Origin of the sequence: Arsukibacterium perlucidum DSM 18276, from assembly GCF_000382165.1 — a bacterium.
Taxonomy (GTDB): domain Bacteria; phylum Pseudomonadota; class Gammaproteobacteria; order Enterobacterales; family Alteromonadaceae; genus Alishewanella; species Alishewanella perlucidum.
In genome coordinates this window covers 108,892-131,459 of record NZ_KB907711.1, presented here as the reverse complement: position 1 = coordinate 131,459, position 22,568 = coordinate 108,892, and the positions used below count along the sequence as shown (strand labels likewise).

Sequence of the window (22,568 nt, the reverse complement as noted above, 5' to 3'; positions counted from 1 at the left end):
TGTAGTGGTCAAGTAAAATTGGCCACGGTTTTATAGTAAAGCCAGTATCTTTTCTCTGACTCATTTGGTGTTAAACCGCCGTTATACTGATGCGGCCTCAGTTGGCTGTAATAGCCAGTGATATAGCTCACCACAGACGCGGTTGCCTCAATTAGCGAGCCATAACCTGTTACCGGTACCCATTCCGTTTTAAGGCTCCGGAAGAAGCGTTCCATCGGGCTATTGTCCCAACAGTTACCACGCCGACTCATACTTTGTTTAATTTGAAATCGCCACAGCAACTGTCTGTATTTCCGGCTTGTGTAATGACTGCCCTGATCACTATGGAACATGACATCCTTAGGTTTGCCTCGTACCTCCCAGGCCATACTAAGGGCTTTGCCGGTCAGTTCACTGTCGGGTGAGTATGACATCGCCCAGCCAATCGGTTTACGCGCAAATAAATCAATCACAACAGCCAGATAGGCCCATCGGTTACCACTCCAGATATACGTTACATCGCCACACCAAACCTGATTTGGTGCAGTAACAGCGAATTGCCGCGCCAGATGATTTGGGATGTCCACATGCTCTTTTACGGCCTTTTTATAAGCATGACTTGGCAGTTGGCAGCTGACTAAATCCAGCTGCTGCATCAGCTTTCCAGCACGATAACGTGATAGCTTAACGCCTTGAGCCGTTGCCATATCAGCAAGGCTGCGAGCGCCTGCTGAACTGTTACTGGCGTTAAACAGCTCGCGTACTTTGCTTTGTTCAATCACGCGCTGTGGATTAATCTGGCCACGACGCGACGACCACGCTTTATAACTGCTGCGATGAACGTTAAAGACCTCACAGAGTAAGGTCACGGCATAGCTCCGCTTGAGGCTCTCGATTATCGAGAAGTGTTCAGCGAGTCCGACATCAAGAGAGCGGTAGCCTTTTTTAAGATTTCTTTCTCCAGCTCTATCCGTTTGATTTTCTTCTCTAACTCACGGATTTTAATCTGGTCTGGCGTCATCGGTGAGGCTTTAGGGCTGTTACCTGCGCGCTCATCCCGTAACTGTCGCACCCATTTATCCATGGTCGATTTACCGACATTCATTACATCGGCTGCCTTGGAAACGGTATAACCCTGGTCAACTACTAACTGGGCCGCTTCAAGACGAAATTCAGCGCTAAAAGTAGGTCTGGTTTTCTTATTCATAGTGTCACCTAATCATCTATGAGGTGTATGATAACACCTCTAATCAGGTGGCCAAATTTAGTGTGCCACTACACTCCAAACAATCGACAGTAAAGCTCGGGAATGGATCAAAGGCGGCGCGGGATGTGCTGTTTGATGGTATAAAAGGCTAAAAAGGGGAGCTTGTGGACATTATTGATACCTTTATCGCACCTGCCTGCCATGAGTTTGTGCATATTTTATATCAGGACGATACCATCTTATTGATAAACAAGCCCTCAGGCTTGTTGAGTTTATCGGGTAAAAACCCACTTAACCGTGACTCTGTGCACTTTCGTTTAGTCAATGGCCACTTAGTGCAAGGCCAGCTGGTACGCGGCTCGCTTATGCTAAGCCCGGCGTTGCCGCAGGCCAAATTACCGCATCGCTTAGATTTTGGCACTTCGGGTATTATGGTGGTGGCGCTGACTCCAGATGCCACCGCGCATCTTAATCAGCAGTTTCAGGAAGGTTCGGTGCAAAAGCACTACAGCGCCATGCTAGAAGGTTGGGTAAGCGCTGATGAAGGGGTAATAACAGCGCCGATTGCCAAAGATAACAGCCAGTTCCCGCGGGTGAAAATTTGTGAGCGCAGCGGCAAAGCCGCAACTAGCCAGTTTAAAGTATTACAACGGTTAACTGAGCCACGACGCAGCCTGGTGCAATTTACCCCGCTGAGTGGCCGCACCCATCAGCTGCGTATTCATAGCCTGAGCATCGGCCACCCCATTCTTGGCTGTGATTTATACCACAGTGACAGCAGCCAACAGCTGGCAGACCGGTTATTACTGCACGCCAGTGATATCTATTTTATCCACCCACTTACCGGCAAGCCATTCCACGGCCACTGCGTCAGCCCTTTTTAAAAAACGACATTACTAGTCTGCTAATCACTGGCATTTTTTAGTTTATATATCAGTGGCCGTAACAGGCACTCGGCAATAATTGCTGCATATAGCCATAGTATTGTCAGCACATGCAGGCCAGTAAATAACTGACTACTGTTTGCTGAAGTGGCAAAGGTGTCTAGTAAACTAACCAGGCCGATCAAACTGCCTATAGCGGCGGCGCAGTAACAGTTTTTATAGATAAAAGTGTAAAGCTGCGCTAAATCACTAGTAGCTTGTTGCTGGTAAAGCTTTGAGCTAGCCAGATATTTCAGCCCAATTACAGCCCTTAGTAAGCCATTAAAGCCAAAACATGCCAACGTCGACAGTGTTAAAAAGCTGAAAATTATCACCAAAGACATTAAATCCAGATAGATGTGAATACTGGTGGCCGAGGCCTTCCCCATCAGGCTGAACAAAGCTGCAAACAACACTATAAACACCAGTAAACGGCTGATAATGGTTGTGCGCTGCCAGCCGGCTTGCATTGAAGAGGTATGTTGCTGCAACTGATCAGCATTGATGTTCAAGGTCGCGCAAAGGGCATGCAACGATTCTGCCGAGCCACCACCTTCACGCTCTAGCCGCTGAATAGTGCGCAAACTCAGCCCTGACTGTTTTGCTAATAACTCCTGTGAAAGGTTATGCAATAGTCTGATCCGTTTTAGTTTTTCAGCAGAAATATCCATAGTCAACACAACTGATTTAAATGATGCTGAGAGTTAACCAAGCTCTGCTTTAAACTGCAAGTTATCAGTTACGCCAAACAACTGCCAAAGTGCCGCCACTTCTCTCCATGTCGGAGAAAACACTGTTCCTTACTCCCCGGTTCTTTCAAAGGAGGTTCTATCCTCTATTTAGTTCAGCCGATGACAGTGCCTGCAACTGCCACTACAATAACCTGCAATACCTGTTACTAGCCCGGTAAACCTAAGGAGTCTGGCGTGGAATTAGATATTTATATTGTTGATGCTTTTACCAAACAACAGTTTAAAGGCAATTCTGCTGCGGTTGTTCCGCTACAACAGTGGCTGGCGCCTGAGGTAATGCAGAGCATTGCGGCCGAGAATAACCTTTCAGAAACTGCCTTTATCCGCGCGTTATCGGTCAATAAATATGAAATTCGCTGGTTTTCTCCGTTAACAGAAATCGACTTTTGTGGCCACGCCACGTTAGCATCATCCTATGTGATATTTAATCATCTGGGCGGGCAGGGTGAAATTGAGTTTGTGACCAGAGAAGTGGGGGCGTTGTTTGTAAATCAGCTTAGCGATGACAGAATAGAAATGAGTTTTCCCAACCAATGCCCGCAGGTGGTTGAGCGGGCGCCAGATGCTTTATTAGCCGGTTTATCGGTAACACCAATACAGGTTTTAAAGAACCGACAAGCTTATTTTGCTGTGATGGCATCGGAGCACGATGTTAAAAGCCTGAGCTACTCGTCAGAACAGCTGAAACAATTAGCCCCCTTTGATGTGGTTGTTACCGCCAAAGCCAGTGCCATCACAAATGAGTATGATTTTATCTCACGTTATTTCTGGCCCGCCAATGGCGGTGATGAAGATCCGGTCACCGGGTCAATACATGCAGGACTGGCACCTTATTGGGCGCAGCAGCTGGCTAAAAATGATTTGGTTGCTTACCAGGCATCACAGCGTGGCGGCATATTATTTTGCAACATCGTCAATGATCGGGTTTTAGTGTCAGGCTTTGCGGTGCTGTATTTAAAAGGCACCGCTTATATATAACGTTGGACTTATATCTTCATATAACGTTGGACTTATATCTTCCGTCATTCCGGATACAACGCTCTTCCTCACTCGCCGGGGCAAGTATGCAAGATTAGTTATGCAACTTCGCTGCATTAAACGCCTCCGTACCCCAAAGTGGCACGGTCGAAAGGCTGTGCTTAAAGCTGCCGGAGGTTTCTTTGGTGGAGTAGGACAGATACATCAGGGTCTGGTTCTCGGCGTCGAAAATACGGCGGATTTTCATGCTTTTAAAGAAAATGCTTTTTGATTTGGTAAACAGCACTTCACCGTTACTGCTTTTATCTATCTTGGCAATCATCTCTGCGGTGATAGGGCCCGTTTGGCGACAGGCAATAGAGCTGTCAGACGGGTCGGAAAAGTCCAGGTTAGCTTCGATACTCGATACATGGCAGGTTACGCCGGTCACAATCGGATCAACAACCGCATCCAGTTTGATATCTTTAGTTGTAAAGACACCTAGTGATACATCGCCCACTTCGTTTTTGTCGCAGCCGGTAAGCATTAGTAGCAGTAATACACAGTAGATAGCGCGCATGGTTGGGTCTCCAAGGGAAATTATTTTAATACGTTAATTCTTTCAATACTGCCACCGGCAAGCTTAACACGTTTACCCCAACAATTTGTAAGTCATAAGCTGAGCGCCTGTACCGTAACTGTTGCACACCCGTTGGTGTGTAATAGAAGTAAAGCCCTGTTTTTCCCAGAACGCCACGGAGTCTTGCACTGATACCAGTCTAATCTGCTGAAACCCTGCCTCCTTCGCAATTTTTAGCAAGTAAGACACCATCTTTTTGCCAAGGCCATCACCGGCAGCAGCGTTTGAAATGGCCAAATCATGTAAGAAAAGGATTAAACCCTCTGTACCACTTGGCAACGTTTCGTAAAGCTTTGGCGGCGTCTCCCTATTCCAGGCGTGAGCCAGCAGGTAACCGACCACTTCGCCTGCTTTTTCATATACGAAGCAAGTTTCAGGTGACCGCAGCCATTTGCTTTGCAGCACGTCAACGCTTTCAGGCTCAATCTGAGAGTAGGCTTCAGCCTGAATTTTTAATATCTCTGACCATGCTGCTTCGTTGATTTTTTTTATCGGCATTTTTGAGATCTTACGTTTTGTGCGTAACCCATATTTATACATTTGGTGTTTATAACATTACATTGGCTTTATTTTACTGATAATTCGTTTTAGGTACAGCTGTGTTTAGCCATTTGAATCGTCTATTTTCTTTTCAAATACATAGGTAAACTGGCACTTAACCAGATTTTATACATTCTGTTAGAAAACGCAGGTAGATTAATGAGTAAGGATTTCTTCAAACACAAAGCCGCTGTCTACGAAAGTGATGACAACAGAGTGTCAAATGTCGACAACATTGCCAATACGATAATTGAAAACATAAAACTCGATCGGGCTATGCATCTGATGGATTTTGGTTCAGGCACGGGCTTGTTACTTGAGCGAATTGCGCCCTTTGTCAACAAGATTACTGCTGTTGATACCTCAGCAGCAATGAATGAACAGCTGGCGCAAAAACAAGCACGTATAGCTTGTGACGTTGAAATAGTGCCAGTTGATTTAAGCGTTAGCGCTATATCCGGCAAATTTGATGGCATTATATCGTCAATGACCATGCACCACGTGCAGGACATCGCTGCAATGTTTGTTACGTTTTATACGCTGCTTAACAGTGGTGGTGTTATTGCTATATCGGATCTTGATACTGAAGACGGTAGTTTTCATACAGAAGATACTGGTGTTTATCACATGGGCTTTGATCGCCAAGCCATTGCCGTAGCCGCTGAACAAGCGGGGTTTCAGGACGTTGAGGTCGTAGATGCCAGTGTTGTGCACAAACCACATGGCCAGTACCCAGTTTTTTTACTGACGGCGAAGAAAAAGTAGTGCGCACTAAAGGAAAAATAACCCAGTGGGATGATGATAAAGGCTTTGGTTTTATTCAGCCGGTGCTTAAAGGTGAGCGTGTGTTTTTGCATGCTAAGGCGCTGCAGAACCGCGGCCGTCGGCCACAGGTGGGTGAGGTGGTTACCTATTCGGTTGCAAAAGACCAGCAAGGCCGTAGCCAGGCACAAGGCGTTACGTATGCCGGTGAAAAGCAGGTGGTTAAATCGGCTAAAGCAGGGGGGAGTTGGGCGCTAAAAGTGGTGCTGCTGTTCTTTTGTCTGCTAGCAGCAGCCTGCTGGTTTGGCAAACTGCATTATTATGTTTTAGTCTGCTATGCCTGCCTGAGTTTATTCACGTTTGTGGTGTATGCTCTGGATAAGCAAAGGTCACAAAAGGCCGGTCAGCAACGCACGCCTGAGAATACCTTACAGTTGCTGTCGTTATTGGGGGGCTGGCCTGGTGCTTTACTGGCGCAAAGCTGGCTGCGGCATAAATCTAAGAAAAAACCATTTTTACGGGTGTTTTGGTGCAGCGTATTCCTGAATTTGGGGTTGCTGCTGTATTTGGCCCGGGTGTTCGGGTAGTAAGTTCAGCCAACCATTTTCTTTTACAATAGTCCCGCATGCACTACGCTTACTGGTGATTTTAAGCTACTTACTGCGTGTTGTCCTTTACTGCTTAATGTTTGAAGCGTGAGGTTGACGGCTTAAATGTACGGGTAATTAGCAGATAATGGCAGTTATCTGCTGCTTATCCATGTAGAATGCGCGCATTATTTAGCGCGTTCAGCTTTTGAGTGCAAACCTGTAGGAATTTTAATGAAAAAAACATTCGCGTTAACTCACGCTAAGCTGAACACGGCCCGTTTGGCCGATGCTATTAAGCATGAAATTAAAAAGTACCTGGCCAGAGAGAGACGTAAGACTCTGCCAGATGACATGGACTACTGGACGTTTGACTGCCGCTTTGGTGCAATAGAAGAGACCGCTGAGAAAATTTTCACTTCTGAAATCAATAAACATATTGATGCTGCCGTAGCGCAGGAGTTGCCGGCGTTCTATATAGAAATTTTGGCCAAGGCTTGCCAGCATAAGCCTCGGGTCAGTGATGTAACCGCAGACTAATTTTGATGTACCCCCTAATTTAAAACTGTAGCGCTGCTACAGAGGAAACCTGATGCAATTTTCATCGTTAGATTTAGCTCCTGATTTACAACGTGCGCTGCTTGAATGTGGCTATAGTGAAATGACACCGGTGCAAAGCCAGGCTATTGTGCCTGCGCGTCGCGGCAAGGATTTACAGGTAACGGCGCAAACCGGCACGGGTAAAACCGCTGCTTTTGCTATTCCGGTGTTACAACAGATGCTGGATAAACCCAAAGCAACAGTCGAGCGCCGTCCACGGGCGTTAATTCTGACGCCAACCCGCGAACTGGCTGAGCAAATAGCTGCTTCTGTCAGTGACTATGCCAGATTTTTAGCCGTTAGTGTCACCGCATTATACGGTGGCGTAAAAATGGGTGGTCAGGCAAATAAATTAACGGCAGGCGTAGATATTGTCATTAGCACCCCAGGCCGGTTATTAGAGCATATGGCACTGGGCAACGTTATATTAAGCGATGTTGAATTTGTGGTGCTGGATGAGGCCGACCGTATGTTAGATATGGGTTTTAGCACTGATGTACTGAACTTAATGCAGCAAACTGCCGCTAAGCGCCAGACTATGCTGTTTTCCGCCACCACGTCACCTGCGGTAAACGAGTTGTCGCATAAAATTCTGAATAATCATCAGCAAATCCGGGTGGCGAAAGCCAATAGTACTGCCGATACGGTAAACCATGTGATTTACCCGGTGGAAGAAAGCCGCAAAATCGAGTTGTTTGAGCAGTTATTAGCCGAACATAACTGGTTTCAGGTGTTGGTATTTACCAGCACCAAAGAGCAGGCCGACCGCCTGTTAGCCGATCTGCAAAAGAGTAAAGTTAATGCTGCGGTTTGCCATGGCGATAAAAGCCAGGGCACCCGCCGCCGTGCTATTGCTGATTTTAAATCGGCCAAGTTGCAGGTGTTAATTGCCACTGAGGTGGCAGCCCGTGGCCTGGATATTCAGGGGCTGGATTATGTGGTGAACTTTAACCTGCCTTATTTACCGGAAGATTATGTACACCGGATTGGCCGTACCGGGCGGGCAGGGGCCTCAGGCACTGCTATTTCCTTTGTCAGCCGCGAAGAAGAGCAAACCTTAGAGCGCATTCAAAAGCTGATAGGCAGCGATATTAAACGTATCATTAAGCCAGGCTTTGAAGTGAGTAACCGGGAGTCGCTGCTAAAAAGTATTTCGCGCAAGGTATTATCTGGCCGCTCTAATAAAGCCAGTGAAACCGCAATTAACCTGGAAAAAAGCAGTAAGCCTAAACCGAAAGCTAAGCCTAAGTCTGCAGCTAAGCCGCGCGACACCAAGAAATAATGTTTGGGGTAGCATTATTATTTTTTATGCTGCTTGTAGTGCTGCAAAAGCCGCTGCTTAGATGGGTCATTAAGAAATCAGCCGATTAGTTGGAGGACAATAGAATGATCTCAGTGTGGCTGTTAAACAGTGTGATTGTCGCGATTGTGGTTACCATTCATTACGAGTTTTTGTACCGGCTGACGGTTAATATTCCAAAACTGAACATTAAACACCGCTACCGGATTGTGGTGGGGGTTTTTGGTGCGCTGGTTGCGCATACGCTGGAGATTTGGGTGTTTGCCCTGGCCTATTACTTTATGCACAACGCTGATGGCTGGGGCGAGCTTAGTGGCAATTTTGATGGCAGCGTAATGGATTGCGTTTATTTTTCCTTTACGGTGTATAGCACAGTAGGTTTTGGTGATATTGCGCCGTTAGGTGAGCTGAGATATTTAACCGGTATTGAGTCGCTGACCGGGCTGGTGCTAATTACCTGGACGGCATCATTTTTGTTTTTTGAAATGCAGCGGGACTGGAATAGCCGTAATTTAAAAAATAGCTAAACTTGTGCTGAGCCATGCTTCCCGGCTTCATATAAATTAAAGAAACATAGCATGGCGGGGCAACAAAAAAGGGCCCGCAGGCCCTTTGGGTTTGTCAACATTACAGCTTAGCGGTCCAGGTTCATGACCTTAGTCCAGGCTTTAACAAAATCGTCAGCAAACTTTTGTTTCGACGTGTCAAAAGCATACACTTCGGCAACTGCGCGCAACTCCGAGTTTGAACCAAACACTAAATCGACCGGGGTTGCTGACCATTTTTTGTTACCTGACTTGCGATCAAAGCCTTCATAGACTCCGTCAGTAGCCGATTTTTTCCACACTGTGGACATATCCAGCAAGTTAACAAAGAAGTCGTTGTTTAAGGTGCCGGGTTTATCGGTAAAAACGCCATGCCTGGTGCCCTGATAATTGGCATCCAGTGCCCGCAAGCCACCAATCAATACCGTCATTTCCGGCACACTCAGGTCCAGCTGGTCTGCTTTATCAACCAGCATTTCTGTTGGTGACTTATAGCTGGCAGCAGCATCAAAGTAGTTTCTGAAACCGTCCGCCGTCAATTCCAGCAAGCTGAAAGCATTAACATCAGTCATTTCCTGCGTGGCATCACCCCGACCAGGTTTAAATGGCACGGTAATGTTGTAACCAGCATCTTCAGCTGCTTTTTCAATGGCAGCCGCACCACCGAGTACAATTAAATCAGCCAGTGATACTTTTCTTCTGTTTTTGTTAAAGTCAGTCTGAATACCTTTCAGGGCTTCAAGTACCTTAGCGGTTTCAGCCGGGTTATTTACCGCCCAATCTTTTTGCGGCATTAACGCAAGCCGGGCACCATTGGCACCGCCACGCATATCGCTGTTGCGGTAGCTGGCAGCTGATGCCCAGGCGACGCGCACCAGTTCCGGCACAGTTAAACCGGTGTCTAAAATTTTGGCTTTAAGGTTTTTAACATCCCGCTCATTAATAGTAGACTCGGTTTTTTGATCTATCGGGTCTTGCCATAGCAGCACGTCTTTTGGTACTTCGCTACCTAAGAAGTTACGCGGCGGGCCCATGTCACGGTGGGTTAATTTGTACCAGGCTTTAGCAAAGGCTAAGCGGTACTCTTCCGGATCAGCTAAGAAGCGCTCGGCAATTTTGCGATATTCCGGGTCAAACTTCAGCGCCAGGTCGGCTGTGGTCATCACCGGCGGGTTAAACTTGCCTTCAATATGCGCATCAGGTACGACTTTATGCAGCGACTCATCAGTTGGTATCCACTGGATAGCACCGGCCGGGCTGCGGGTTTGCTTCCATTCAAAGTTAAGCAGATTGCTTAAATACAGCGAGGTCCAACGGGTTGGAGCCTGGGTCCAGGCGCCTTCCAGGCCGCTGGTGACGGTATCTTCGGAATGGCCTTTACCGCATTTATTTTTCCAGCCGAAACCTTGCTCTTCAATACCTGCTGCAGCGGGTTCGGCACCCACGCAATCTGCTGGTTTGTGCGCGCCATGCATTTTGCCGAAAGTATGGCCGCCGGCAATTAATGCCAGGGTTTCTTCATCGTTCATCGCCATGCGCTCGAAGGCTACCCGGATGTTTTTAGCTGAGCCCAGTGGGTCTGGTACACCTCTTGGCCCTTCCGGGTTAACGTAGATCAGGCCCATGTGAGTGGCGCCCAGTGGGCGTTGTAACTTACCATCGGCATCTTGCCGGTCACTGGCCAGCATTTCCACTTCTGGTCCCCAGTACACCATATCGGGTTCCCAGTCATCCGCCCGGCCACCGGCAAAACCGTAAGTTTGAAAACCCATGTTCTCCAGCGCCACATTACCGGCCAGCACCATTAAATCTGACCATGACAGTGCTTCACCATATTTCTGTTTTACCGGCCAGAGTAAACGCCGCGCTTTATCCAGGCTTGCGTTGTCCGGCCAGCTGTTCAGAGGCTCAAAACGTTGCTGGCCACCACCAGCGCCGCCACGGCCATCCAGCGTGCGGTAGGTTCCGGCACTGTGCCAGGTCATACGGATAAAAAACGGGCCATAATTGCCAAAGTCGGCTGGCCACCAATCTTGTGATTCGGTAAGCAGCGCATTGATATCTTGTTTCACTTTGGCCAGGTCCAGTTTGCTAAAGGCATCAGCGTAACTGAAGTTGGCGCCATAGGGGTTAGATCGTGCATCGTGATCACGCAGTGGTGTTAAATCAAGTTGATTTGGCCACCAAAACTGATTATTTCTTGCAGCCGTGCCTTTGGCTGCGCCTGTAGCAACAGCCCCTTGCGGTTTGGCCATTTCAGGTTTTTGTGGCTCGTTGGCAAAAGCGGCGCCTGATGCCAGCAGCATGCTCATCATGCCAGCCAGGAGTGTTTTATTAAGATTTTTTTTCATTATTCCCGTCCTTTTAATTTACCGTTGGTTTTTGTTACGCAGGTAACAATGAAAATAGTATAGTAAGTCTGTGATAGTTTTATGTGAAATAAAACGATTGTCTTAATCAATATACTCGATTGGAAGATGGCTGGAATAGCCGAAACCATCTGTGTAAACTAATTTGACTCCCACTCTAAGCGGGTAGGTAGTGAAGTAAAAGCACCAAAGTGCTGGCAGGTGAGTGAACCTGCTTTAATCGCTTTGCTCAGTAGCAGTTTTTGTTTGATCTCGTCCTGCAATAATGCCGGCCAGGCTTGCTCAGATAACTGCTGACTAAGCTGATAAAGCCAGGCGCCAACGAAAGCATCACCGGCTGCTGTCGTATCGACCACCTTAACGGCAGAGACAGGTAAACTGAAGATATGCTTGCTATAGCTGTTTACTGCATTGCTACCAGCTGTAACGACTAACCAACTATTGCGTTTAGCCTGCAGTTGCAAAAGCCAGCTTGTTGGGTCCTGTTGCTGTGCAAGGTAATTCAACTCATCATCACTGAGTTTAATGATATCGGCCTGCTGCAGTAACTGGGATACCAGATTTATGTCCGCTTTGCCATTCGGCCACAGGTTATGGCGTAAATTAGCATCGACCGACACCAACCAGCCATGTTTATGAGCTTGCGCTACCATGGCAAAACTCGTATCCGCAATTGCTTTATCTGTCAGGCTATTAGAACACAAGTGCAGAATGGCAGGGGCCTGCCAGAAACCGTCCGGCAAATGCGCCATAGTATAAAGCAGGTCTGCTGCCGGCGGCCGGTAAAACGAAAAGCTGCGGTCACCTTCGTCATTTAATGCAACAAATGCCAGCGCTGTTTTTGCCTCACTGGTGGTGGCGCAGGCATGGCAGTCCACGCCGTATTGGCCAAGTTCTGACAGCAAAAACTCACCAAACATATCAGCGCCCAGCATGCCCACAAAGCACCCTTGACCGCCCAATTTTGCTACGGCAACGGCAACATTCGCGGGCGCACCACCAGCAAAGCGACGAAACAACCCCGGCTGTTTCGGGTCTTGTAAGAAGTCGATCAAAACTTCTCCAAAGCAATATACGGGTAATGGCATATAAGTCTCCCGGGATGAAATAAAGGTTTTCAAATATCAGATATTATCTACGACAAGCATAGCCAATAACTAAAATTTAGTTGATTGATCTGAAATGTTTAAGTTCAGGCTACTCCATAGGGTGAATATTGTAAATATTCCGGCCAAAAAAACAGCTGTTTTTTTCTTATCTACTTGCATTGCAGCTTAAATAAAGCAAATATAGTGGTTAATGCAAGTGGGAGGAACAGACAGATGGCCCAGAGAAGCTTATCAGAATTACAGCATGACCCTGTCGAGCTGGCTAATTTTTCCAGCGATCTACTTAAACGTTACAGCTCTTCTCTGAAGGCGGTAGCCAAACACAACTGGCCGCTGTTTGAAGCTCGTTTAAAAGCGCATTTACCTGCATTGCTGCAGTTATATCTGCCGCTGTATGGTGAGCGGTTTGACAGTTATTATTATCTTGAGCAGCTGTTAAAGGTATTGGCTAAAGCTGTTTTGCAGCGGCCTGACTATTTGCTGGCTGAGGATGAGCAGCCACAAGACTGGCATAAACATCAGAATGCTTTAGGCTCTGCCTGTTATGTCGATTTATTTGCTGATAATTTTGCCGGTCTGGCTGAGCGTATTCCTTATTTAAAGCAAACCGGAATTAACTACCTGCACCTGATGCCCCTGTTTAAAGCACCAGAGCCCAATAGCGATGGTGGTTACGCTGTGTCTGATTACCGTAAAACGATGCCGGCGCTGGGCAGCATGCCAGAGCTGGCTAAGTTAATGCAACAGCTGCATCTGCATGGTATCCGGCCGGTGCTTGACTTCGTGTTTAATCATACTTCGGATGAGCATCGCTGGGCGCAAAAAGCCAAAGCGGGTGATAAAGATTACCAGCAGTTTTATTTCTTTTTTAGCGAACAGGAGCGTGAGCAATATGCGCCATGGTTGCGTGAAATTTTCCCTGAGATCCGTCGCGGCTGTTTTACGTTTGAACCTGGCGCACAGCGCTGGATCTGGACCACCTTTAACAGCTTTCAGTGGGATTTAAATTACGCCAATCCGGCGGTATTTAATGCCATGGCCGAAGAGATGTTATTTCTGGCCAATCAGGGGGCAGCGGTACTAAGGTTAGACGCCCTGGCTTTTGTTTGGAAAGAGGCTGGTACTAATTGTGAAAACCTGCCAAAAGCGCATACGTTAATTCAAGCATTCAATGCGGTCGCCCGGATCGCTGCACCGGCATTACAGTTTAAGTCTGAAGCGATAGTGCATCCGGATGAGGTGGTAAAATACATTTCGCCCGAAGAATGTCAGCTGTCATATAATCCTTTGTTGATGGCGTTGTTGTGGAATAGTCTGGCCACCCGTAAAACCCGTTTATTGACTGAATCATTGCAACGGCGCTTTGCGATAAATCCACATTGCAGTTGGGTAAACTATATTCGTTGTCATGATGATATTGGCTGGACCTTTGATGACAATGTGGCCTGGCAATTGGGGATTAACCCTGAGCATCACCGGCAGTTTTTAAACCAGTTCTATACCGGCCAGTTTAGCGGAAGTTTTGCCACTGGTGTGCCATTTCAGCAAAACCCTGTTACCGGGGATTGTCGCGTTACCGGTATGCTGGCCTCACTTACCGGGGTAGAGCAAGCGCTACAGAATTCAGATGACGTGCAGCAGCAGCTGCAGCTTGAGCAGGCGCTGGCGCGAATTTTTGTGTTAAATAGCGTAATTTTAAGTATTGGAGGCCTGCCGCTACTCTACATGGGTGATGAGTTAGGCTTGTTAAATGATTACAGCTACCAGCAAGACCCGGCTAAACAGGATGATAGCCGCTGGGTGAACCGGGTTAAAATGTCTGAGCAACAGCTGTTAGCAGCGAAAGACCCTGCGAGTTTGTCCGGACGTATTTATCAGCAGTTACAGCATCTGGTTAAAGTTAGAGCTGGCTTGATGGTGTTAGGCCAGGGCAGCACAGAAATTTTAGCAAGCGGTAACCCCCATTTGTTTGTCTACCAGCGCCAGGCTGACATGCAACGCTTACTTTGTGTAGTGAATTTTAGTGAGTCTGACCAGCTGTATGCTGGCTTAGCAGCCGGCAAATGGCGTGACGAATTAACGGGGCAGCGGTTTGATGGCCAAAGCATTAATTTAAAGCCTTACCAGGTAGTGTGGTTAAGCGCCATAAATTGAATTTAAACAAGCAGCTAAAGCCGGCATCTGCTAGAACGCGTTGCCGGCTTTTTTGTTGTTAATAAAATTGCCTTAGCATAAGCAAAAAAAGCCCCGCGGGGCGGGGCTAAACAGGAGAGATACAGGTTTACAAAAAAAGTTTATACAACAACCTTTTATAAAACAACATTTTATACAACAACCTAATGTGACATTTTTTGCAGTTGTTGCTCTGCAGGGTTTACCAAGTGATTCCACCACAAACCGACTGTCATAATTAGCGCAAAGCCCGTTGCCAGGTAAAACCCATAGCGCACATCACCAAATATATCACCGACAATTCCCATCATTAGCGGGCCAAGTGCTGCGGCTAATGCGGTGAAAGCTAAAATTAAACCTGCTGCTGCGCCATGCTGATGCCGGGGGAAACAACTGATGCCTTTGGAATTAAGTGTTGGGTACATCATTGACATAAACAAACCGGAAAGCGGCATCAGCCACAATGCCCAGGCTACACCCTGAATCATGCTCAATACAAAACACAGCGCAATGGCAGTGCTGAACCAGGCCAACAAAATAGTCCAGCTAAAAAGGCTTAACAACCATTCGGCTAAAAAACGACCAACGGTGCGTAGGATAAAAAATACGGTGATGGCATGTGCTGCCAGCAACGTATATTGACCGTCGTATTGTTGCAGCAAGGTTGGCAGCCAGACAAACACCGCGACTTCGGTTGCGACATAGCAGGCTATGGCCAGTGAAAAACCCAATGCATAAGGATTTTTGGCCAGTTTCAGACAGTGCCAGATAGACGTTTTGGGCTGGGTAACATAAGCCGGATAGTCCATGCGCCAGGCAATAATCAGCAAAATGGCGCAAATTAAGCCCGCGACCAGATAGAGCTGCTCCCAGGCCATATCCAGCATCAGTAAAATGGCCACCAGTGCAGGGCCGACAATAGCGCCCAAGCCAAAAAAACCTTCTACCCGGTTCATCAGGCGGGTATGGCTAAGGGTATTGGGGCTAATGTCTCCGATCAGGGCCAGGGCACCGGTTTTAAATAAACCGATGCTTAAGCCACATAAGCCCAGCAGCAGCATGTAAAAGTAAAAGCTCTGGTTAAGCGCAAAAGCGAAACAGGCCAGGGTATAAATAAACAGGCCAAATAAGATGATTTTTTTGCGACCTAACTGATCAGCCAGTTGCCCCAGAAATAAGCCAGATAAACCAATAAAAACCATTGGTACATAGTGAAAGGCTGCGGCCTGGGTCAGGCTGAGATCAAACTGCTTAACCACTTCCGGTATAATTACACCTACTGCATCGGTGGTCATAGCAAAAACAAAGAACATCAGGCAAGTCATCCACTTTACCTGGGTATAGGTGTGCTCAGTTACCACAGCTGTGGCCGTTATTGGTGTTTGTTGCATGTTGTTACCCTGTCTTTAGCAGGCATGTTGCCCGTCAGTTTTATAATGCCAGTACAATCATTATTTTCTGGCTACCACTTTATGGTGGTTTTGATGTTGTTGGTTATCGCTGGTTTGGCAAAAAACCATGCTTTAAAATTACACCTTAAACGTTTAAGTATCAAGCGGGAGTTCGAAAAATGAACACAAAAGTTGCTGGTTAATCAGTTTATGTTGTTAGCAGCTGGCGCGTAGCCTTAATTCACACTCGAGTAATATGTCCTGCTGCACATCACCAGCCAGTATCATACGGGCTGCTGTGCGGCCTTTTTCATCGCTATGCTGAGCAACAGTCGTCAGGGCAGGATAAGCTCGCTCAGCTTCTTCAATACCATCGAAACCAACCAGCTTTAAATCTTCCGGGATCTTTAAACCGAGTTGTCTGGCTACACTCATTGCACCAAGCGCAATCCGGTCGCTCATACACAACAGCAATGTTGGCCTCGGGTGTTGGGTCAGTGCTTCTCGTGCTGCAATTTCTGCATAGTGATGGTTGTTAACCGGTATATGCCAGATTTGCTCGGCACTGAGTTCACGGTTTAAATCAGCAGCGGCCGCCAGATAACCATCAAGTCGACGGCGGGAGATGGCTTCATTTTGATCATACAGCTCGTGGCTTTGCATCCGGCAAACCCGGTTTGAATCAAGTAAGCGCAGGCCCAGTACTGCAACCTTGCCAGCTTGCTGCTGCAGGGCATAGTGGGCAATATCATAAGCGTAGCGATAGTTATCGATGTTAACTGAGCCCATGCCGGTTAAGTTACAATCAACACTAATCATCGGCTTGCCGCTTTGGAAAACGCGCTCCAGTTGTTCGTGATTTTTAGGGCTGCCATAAATAATAAAACCGTCAGGTAGTGCTTCAGCGGTGCTGTGAACCGCTTTGCTGCCCGACAACAGCAGCATATCTTTGCCCTGTTGCTGCAGTACTTCAGCAATGCCTTTGATTAGCTGGTTTGCTACCGGATCACTAATGGAATACTCCAGGGTGTCAGACAATAAAATAGCTATCATGTCTGAGCGACCTGTGCGTAAGCTTCGTGCGGTAGCATTCGGGCCGGTAAAGCCCAATTTTTCGCTTTCTTTTAAAATATGGCGTCTCAGATCAGCAGATAGTTGATCCGGGCGGTTAAATGCATTGGACACGGTAGCAATTGACACACCAAGGTGTTTTGCCAATGACTTAAGCGTAACGTTCGCCATGTATTAACTAATCCTTATGCGAATAGTTCTAATCAATAATTCCACAAGCACTTTAATACAGTTGAACTTAAACGTTAAGGGTTATTGTTGCGAGCGATGGGATAAGGGTTGATAGCAGAAAAAGCGGCTGCTTTTGCAACCGCTATCAGATGATGGCTTAACGTAGTTTAGAACTGATAACGCAAACCAACTGAGGCAGTGCGGCCATTAATAGTGCGCGCCGTGATAATGCCATTTTCTGGAACACTGCCTTGCTCCGCTTCAGTAATACCAATGGTATCAAACAGGTTATTAACGTTCAGAGAAAGGGTCAGGTTTTCTGCCAGTTCATAATTTGCAAAAGCGTTAAGCTGAGTATAACCGCTGAATTTTAAGTCATTATTATCCTGAGCATAAGAATCAGTGGTACCAACCAGGCTAATACCGACCTGAGCGTTATCCATGGTGTAACGTGCCAGTAAGCTATAGATCATATCTGCCTGGCGCCTTGGCGTATTGCCAACGACATCTGGGTTTAACGCATCACTGCTGATTTCAGCGTCAGTAAAGGTTACTGAACCACGGAAATCAAAGTCGCCGATACGGTAGCTACTTTCTAACTCGATACCTTTAGCTTTATAAACCCGGTCGAAAAAGAGCTGAGTTGTAGCTTCAAAGTTTTGCTCATCGGTTTCAGCAAAAAACAAGGTGGCAAACAAGTTAAGGTTGCCATGGCGGCTTTTACTACCAATTTCATATTGTTTTACTTCGTCAATGGCATCTTCACGTGCTACTGAGCCATCAGCATTAACTTTACCAAACAACAGGCGGTCAGCATTAGCGCGGGCGCCTTTACTAATCCGGCCAAACATTGCCCAGTCGCGATTGAACTGGTAATTAGCACCGGCAGAATATGAATTGTAACCCCAGCTGTAATTGACCAGTTGCGGGTTGGCTAAATCAATACCGGATACACTTTGCTCAATTTGACTGATAGCGCCATCGTTGTTCATATCGCGGCTGCTTTGCGAAGCACCGGCATAAGTACCGGTGGCTTTGCCGTTATCCCGTCTTACACTGGCATCAAGTGACCAGTCACCAAACGCCCAGCCAACGTTAATATAGGGCGCTGTTGTACTGTATTGGGTGTCATAGTTACGTTGACAGCAGTTGCCCCAGAAAGGAACGCCATACGCCAGCTGGCCTTGTTCTGAGAAAGCAGTCCCATCCGCGGCGTTAACATTTAATAGTTCAGCATTATTGCCTTTCAGGGCCATCAGGTACGAGTTCCATAGCCATGACATACTGATAGTTTGATCAGCCATGTAATAACCAAAGGTGACATCGACGTCGCCAAAACTTCTTGCCAATTTAAGATCATTTACCATGGAGCCAAAGTCATTGATTTCAACATCAAAGGTATGGATCCGCATAGCGTCTGCTGCCGTGTAGTTCTGGCCAGCCTGGGGGCCTACTGCATAAGTAAGCGTCGAGTTATTTCCGGCAATACTGTCTGCAATGCCCTGCGCGTTGCCCACTTCAGCAGGGAACAGGGTAATGAAATTGCCACTGACATCACTAATTCTGAAACGATTGTCTAAGGTCCAGTTTTCATCTAAATCAAATTGGGCTTCAATTCCAAAACTGTCGACTTTCGGATTCATACCGTTGCGTACATCACCGCGGGAGATTTGATTGTCACCATTTAACCGTACGGTTTGGGTTAAATAAACCGATTGTAAGGTGTCTTTTTGCGCATCATAGCCTGGGACTGAGCTGCCATCGGCATACATTGGCATTGGCATATAACTGGCTGCGCGGTCGTTCAGATGTTTTGCATAAACTCTGACATAGCCAGCGCTGAATTCTTTTGTCACATTGGCTTTGATTTGGTAGCCACGCTCACCCTGATAGCCCGGGTCGCGAACGCCTTCACCCTGACGGACAAAGCCACCAAAATGAAAACGCATGTCATTGTTAATATCACCACCGAACTCAAAGTCAGTTCTGAACTGGTCGTAATTTAGGCCTGAACTGATGGCAATGCTGCCACCCTGGTGTTCGCCGGTTTTGCTGATAAAGTTAATGATACCACCTGGTGAATTACTGGCTGCGGTGCTGGCTGAGCCGCCACGAATTACGTCTAATCTGGCCATGGTGGAATCTGCCCGGACAAAAATGTCTGCATTACCGAAGGCAATATCGCCAAACTGCAACACCGGTAAACCATCTTCCTGTAAGGTTAAAAACTTGGCGCCGCCTGCGGCAACGGGCAGGCCGCGTACAGCAATATTCGCATTACCTTCGCCGCCGGTAGATTCGCTTCTTACACCGGGCAACATCCGGAAGATCTCAGCGGTAGAGCGTGGACTGGAGACATCTATGTCTTCAAATGTCAGAGTGCTGACGGAGACACTTGATTGCATAACCGACTGATTACGTGACACAGCCCCGGTTACTAAAATACGCTCAAAACCAAGACCTGTGCTGGCTGAAGCTTCTGCTGCGACGTCGTTCTCATTGTCAGTTTGCTGTGCAATTGCAGTGGTGCTGCTTATTGCCAGGCTTACGGCCAGTGCCAGGCAGGAACGATTTAAATTTCGTGTTTTCATCTGTTGTTACCCTCGTCAATCCGAATTAATGTCATTTTAAGTCGCTTAATCGTTTAAGCTTGTAGGTCTAGTTAAAGGTCGAATGAACATCGTTAATTTTAATATTACTATAATTGGGCAAAAGCAATTGCGTTGATTGCTAAATATCGTTGGTTTTTTAACGTATTTATGTTTCGAAAGCGCTTAACAGCAGTTACTCGCTACTGTTGTTAATTTCGTCGTTCGAATCATCTTAAACGTTTTACCTCTAAAAATTATCAACGTCAAGTCTGGTTAATAACTAAACAGGTTTATTTCTTGCCAAATGCTTAATTGTTGTGGTTTCACTGTGCTGTTTGCTGCTTTGCTGCGTACAATACCTCCCTTTATCAGCCAAAGGATGCTGTTTTGACTGCTCACTTACCTGAAGAGTTATTACCCGGCCCGAAAGATTTGTGGTTTTTACCGCTGGGTGGTTGTGGCGAAATAGGCATGAATATGAACCTGTACGGCCATGACGGCCGCTGGTTAATGGTCGATTGCGGTGTGACTTTTTACAACCCGCTGCAGCCAACAGCCAGCCCGATAACTGCGGAAGTGCAGGCGGCCGATCCGGCATTTATAGCCAAGCGCAAAGAACTACTGGCTGGCATTATTATCAGCCACGCCCATGAAGACCATATCGGTGCCCTGCCATTTTTGTGGCCTCGTTTTGGCTGCCCGGTATATTGCACACCTTTTGCTGCCGAGATTTTACGTCGGAAAATTGCTAACAGTGGCTTATCGCAGGACATGCCCATTATTGAAATTCTACCCGGTGGTACCTGCAACATTGGCCCTTTTTTAATTAACTGGCTCAATATCACTCATTCCATCCCTGAGCCACAGGCGCTGCTGATTAGTACCGCCGTCGGTAAGGTATTTCATACCGCCGACTGGAAAATAGACAAGACACCAATTACAGGTAAGCCTTTTAAACCACAGGTATTTAAGCGACTGGCCGGGCACAATGTTACTGCTATGGTTTGTGATTCAACCAATGCCTTGAAACCGGGCTTTTCAGAATCTGAAACGGCCTGTTATCAGGGCTTGTATCAGGTTATTCGCAATGAGAAACAACGGGTGGTAGTGTCGGGCTTTAGCAGTAACATTGGCCGGCTGATTAGCCTGGGCCATATTGCCAGGCGCACCGGCCGCTATTTAGCTTTATTTGGCCGGGCCATGGAGAATATGGTGGGCGCTGCCAGGGCTTGTGGATATTGGCCTGACGATATTCCGCTGATTGAACCTTCACATGTTGGCTATTTGCCGGCTAACGAAGTATTGGTGGTAGCGACCGGTAGTCAGGGCGAGCCGCGAGCAGCCCTCAGCCGGCTGGCACAGCATCGGCATCCACACTTACTGCTGGAAGAGAATGATTTGGTGTTGTTTAGCTCGATCCTTATTCCCGGCAATGAAATGCTGGTTGGCAGATTGATTGAGCAGTTGAAGGTGCTTAAAGTGCGCACACTGCAAAGCGCTGATAGCTCAGAGCTCATTCATGTTTCGGGCCACCCGAACCAGGGTGAGCTCGACTTGCTCTACCGCTATGTCAAGCCCGCTCTCGCTATTCCGGTGCATGGCGAAGCTGATCATATGCAGGCCAATGCTCAGGTCGCCCGCCTCGCGGGTGTGCCGCAACAGCTCACTGGTCACAACGGTGACTTATTTGTGCTGGCGCCACAGCCGCGGGTTTGGTCACAAGCGGTTGCAACTGGCAGAATTGCGGTAGAGCATTAGCCAGTCAGCCTGAAATTTAAAATTGTGATGGTAATTCTTTTTGGTTACCTTGAAATACTATTTTGTGTAAGGGATTTACCAGTATGTTTGCCATACCTTCCAGCCCACGGCTGAGTTTTACTTTGTTAACGGAGCAGGATGCAGAGCTGTTATTCGAAGTTGACCAGGACGAAGAGGTTATGCGTTATCTGAATGGCGGTAAACGTACCTCTATGCAGCAAATTACCGAAATATTTCTGCCCCGGATGGCCCAGTATCGCAACCCTGCACGAGGCTTTGGGATTTGGCAGATACGCCGGGTTGAAGATAATACTTATCTGGGGTGGGTGCTGATCCGGCCAATGGGGTTTAATACCGCAACGCCAAGTGAGGATGATGTCGAACTGGGCTGGCGTTTTATGCGGCGATACTGGGGCCAGGGCTATGCCAGCGAGGCGGCCGAAGCTGTTGCTCTTGCAGTAACAGCCAATAATCCTGCTGTTAACTATTTATCGGCTATTGCTATGCCGGATAATGCCGGCTCCATTGGGGTAATGCGTAAATTAGGTATGCAGTTTATCAAGCGTTATTTACATCAGGATGCGCTTGGTGAAGTGGATGCGGTGCTGTATAGGAAGAAAATCAATGAAAATAGCTAAATTTTTACCATGGGTTGGCGCAGCAACCTGCCTGCTTGCGCTGCAGGTAAGTGCCAATACCATTTATCTGGTGCGCCATGCCGAAAAGCAGGATAGTAGCAAAGATCCGGCGTTATCAAAATGCGGCCAGGCAAGAGCTGCCGCCCTTGCGCAGTATTTTAGCGACATTCCACTGCAAGCGGTGTATGCCACGCCTTATCAGCGCACCCAACAAACCGCTGCCGCGGTGGCCAATAGCAAACAACTGCAGGTAATAAGTTACGATCCGGGAAAGCCAGCGAAGTTACAGCAGCAATTGACAGCTTACACTCAGCCGGTATTGATTGTTGGCCATAGCAATACCGTGCCGCAACTGGTGACATTGTTAAGTGGCATTGAGATGGCGCCGTTAACAGAGCAGCAATACAACATGCTATATCAGGTGCAACTGGGCGAGCAGGGTAGCGTTACTCTGCGCCGGCAACCCTTTGTCTGCGGCCAACTTATTGTGAGCAAGCGATAAAGCC

At 47.3% G+C, this 22,568-nt stretch carries 20 protein-coding genes; 11 read left to right on the top strand and 9 right to left on the bottom strand.

The annotated features are described in order from the left end of the window. Positions 1-8: 8 nt before the first annotated feature. Positions 9-1,186 (bottom strand): IS3 family transposase gene (locus tag H141_RS0110210; protein ID WP_157610843.1). Its coding sequence is split into 2 segments (ribosomal slippage): positions 9-919 and positions 919-1,186, totalling 1,179 coding nucleotides; the frame shifts between segments, so codons are not numbered across the junction. Between the two features lie 164 nt (positions 1,187-1,350). On the opposite strand from H141_RS0110210, the gene H141_RS0110200 reads away from it, so the two are divergent. After that, positions 1,351-2,070: an RluA family pseudouridine synthase gene (locus H141_RS0110200; protein ID WP_019676165.1), complete on the top strand. Its 720-nt coding sequence runs from the start codon at positions 1,351-1,353 to the stop codon at positions 2,068-2,070. A 20-nt stretch (positions 2,071-2,090) separates the two neighbouring features. On the opposite strand, the gene H141_RS20090 is transcribed toward H141_RS0110200, so the two are convergent. Next, complete coding sequence (locus H141_RS20090) at positions 2,091-2,780, bottom strand: helix-turn-helix domain-containing protein (protein ID WP_019676164.1); 690 nt, start codon at positions 2,778-2,780, stop codon at positions 2,091-2,093. Positions 2,781-3,035: 255 nt separating this feature from the next. Here H141_RS20090 and H141_RS0110190 point away from each other — a divergent pair, with 255 nt between their 5' ends. After that, positions 3,036-3,839 (top strand): PhzF family phenazine biosynthesis protein, encoded by an 804-nt coding sequence (locus H141_RS0110190; RefSeq protein ID WP_019676163.1) that lies wholly within the window; start codon positions 3,036-3,038, stop codon positions 3,837-3,839. Between the two features lie 94 nt (positions 3,840-3,933). On the opposite strand, the gene H141_RS0110185 is transcribed toward H141_RS0110190, so the two are convergent. Then, positions 3,934-4,398, bottom strand: coding sequence for a CreA family protein (locus H141_RS0110185; RefSeq protein ID WP_019676162.1), 465 nt, complete (start codon positions 4,396-4,398; stop codon positions 3,934-3,936). A 72-nt stretch (positions 4,399-4,470) separates the two neighbouring features. Beyond that, positions 4,471-4,956, bottom strand: a complete 486-nt coding sequence (locus H141_RS0110180) for a GNAT family N-acetyltransferase (RefSeq protein WP_033425474.1) — start codon at positions 4,954-4,956, stop codon at positions 4,471-4,473. Between the two features lie 201 nt (positions 4,957-5,157). On the opposite strand from H141_RS0110180, the gene H141_RS0110175 reads away from it, so the two are divergent. From H141_RS0110175 to H141_RS0110150, 5 genes are all read left to right on the top strand, one after another. Then, the gene (locus H141_RS0110175) at positions 5,158-5,763 is read left to right on the top strand and encodes a class I SAM-dependent DNA methyltransferase (protein WP_019676160.1); all 606 of its coding nucleotides are present in this window, start codon (positions 5,158-5,160) and stop codon (positions 5,761-5,763) included. After that, a complete protein-coding gene (locus tag H141_RS0110170) occupies positions 5,763-6,347 on the top strand; it encodes a DUF1294 domain-containing protein (RefSeq protein ID WP_019676159.1) in 585 nt (194 codons plus the stop codon). Before H141_RS0110175 ends, H141_RS0110170 begins: the two co-directional genes overlap by 1 nt. 234 nt (positions 6,348-6,581) lie before the next feature. Then, positions 6,582-6,887 carry a DUF6172 family protein gene (locus H141_RS0110165; RefSeq protein ID WP_019676158.1) on the top strand — a complete coding sequence of 102 codons (306 nt, stop codon included), beginning with the start codon at positions 6,582-6,584 and terminating at the stop codon, positions 6,885-6,887. Between the two features lie 52 nt (positions 6,888-6,939). Beyond that, positions 6,940-8,229, top strand: a complete 1,290-nt coding sequence (locus H141_RS0110160; protein ID WP_019676157.1) for a DEAD/DEAH box helicase — start codon at positions 6,940-6,942, stop codon at positions 8,227-8,229. A gap of 104 nt (positions 8,230-8,333) precedes the next feature. Further along, the gene (locus tag H141_RS0110150; protein ID WP_019676155.1) at positions 8,334-8,774 is read left to right on the top strand and encodes a potassium channel family protein; all 441 of its coding nucleotides are present in this window, start codon (positions 8,334-8,336) and stop codon (positions 8,772-8,774) included. Positions 8,775-8,881: 107 nt separating this feature from the next. Here the strand turns inward: H141_RS0110150 and katG are convergent, their stop codons facing one another. After that, positions 8,882-11,143: a catalase/peroxidase HPI gene (katG, locus tag H141_RS0110145; RefSeq protein ID WP_019676154.1), complete on the bottom strand. Its 2,262-nt coding sequence runs from the start codon at positions 11,141-11,143 to the stop codon at positions 8,882-8,884. A 158-nt stretch (positions 11,144-11,301) separates the two neighbouring features. Next, positions 11,302-12,249: a carbohydrate kinase family protein gene (locus H141_RS0110140; RefSeq protein ID WP_019676153.1), complete on the bottom strand. Its 948-nt coding sequence runs from the start codon at positions 12,247-12,249 to the stop codon at positions 11,302-11,304. A gap of 234 nt (positions 12,250-12,483) precedes the next feature. On the opposite strand from H141_RS0110140, the gene H141_RS0110135 reads away from it, so the two are divergent. Further along, the gene (locus H141_RS0110135) at positions 12,484-14,424 is read left to right on the top strand and encodes an alpha-amylase family glycosyl hydrolase (RefSeq protein ID WP_019676152.1); all 1,941 of its coding nucleotides are present in this window, start codon (positions 12,484-12,486) and stop codon (positions 14,422-14,424) included. Between the two features lie 182 nt (positions 14,425-14,606). Here H141_RS0110135 and H141_RS0110130 read toward each other — a convergent pair whose 3' ends face one another. The 3 genes from H141_RS0110130 to H141_RS0110115 form a co-directional block, all read right to left on the bottom strand. Beyond that, positions 14,607-15,833, bottom strand: a complete 1,227-nt coding sequence (locus H141_RS0110130; protein ID WP_019676151.1) for an MFS transporter — start codon at positions 15,831-15,833, stop codon at positions 14,607-14,609. Positions 15,834-16,049: 216 nt separating this feature from the next. After that, a complete protein-coding gene (locus H141_RS0110120) occupies positions 16,050-17,075 on the bottom strand; it encodes a LacI family DNA-binding transcriptional regulator (protein WP_019676149.1) in 1,026 nt (341 codons plus the stop codon). Between the two features lie 167 nt (positions 17,076-17,242). Continuing rightward, positions 17,243-19,666 carry a TonB-dependent receptor domain-containing protein gene (locus H141_RS0110115; RefSeq protein WP_019676148.1) on the bottom strand — a complete coding sequence of 808 codons (2,424 nt, stop codon included), beginning with the start codon at positions 19,664-19,666 and terminating at the stop codon, positions 17,243-17,245. A gap of 387 nt (positions 19,667-20,053) precedes the next feature. On the opposite strand from H141_RS0110115, the gene H141_RS0110105 reads away from it, so the two are divergent. From H141_RS0110105 to H141_RS0110095, 3 genes are all read left to right on the top strand, one after another. Continuing rightward, positions 20,054-21,424, top strand: coding sequence for a ribonuclease J (locus tag H141_RS0110105; RefSeq protein WP_019676146.1), 1,371 nt, complete (start codon positions 20,054-20,056; stop codon positions 21,422-21,424). A gap of 83 nt (positions 21,425-21,507) precedes the next feature. Next, entirely contained in the window at positions 21,508-22,062 is a 555-nt protein-coding gene (locus tag H141_RS0110100; protein ID WP_019676145.1) for a GNAT family N-acetyltransferase, read from the top strand. Further along, on the top strand, positions 22,049-22,564 hold the full coding sequence (locus tag H141_RS0110095) for a SixA phosphatase family protein (protein WP_019676144.1): 516 nt from the start codon (positions 22,049-22,051) through the stop codon (positions 22,562-22,564). Before H141_RS0110100 ends, H141_RS0110095 begins: the two co-directional genes overlap by 14 nt. Positions 22,565-22,568 lie beyond the last annotated feature (4 nt).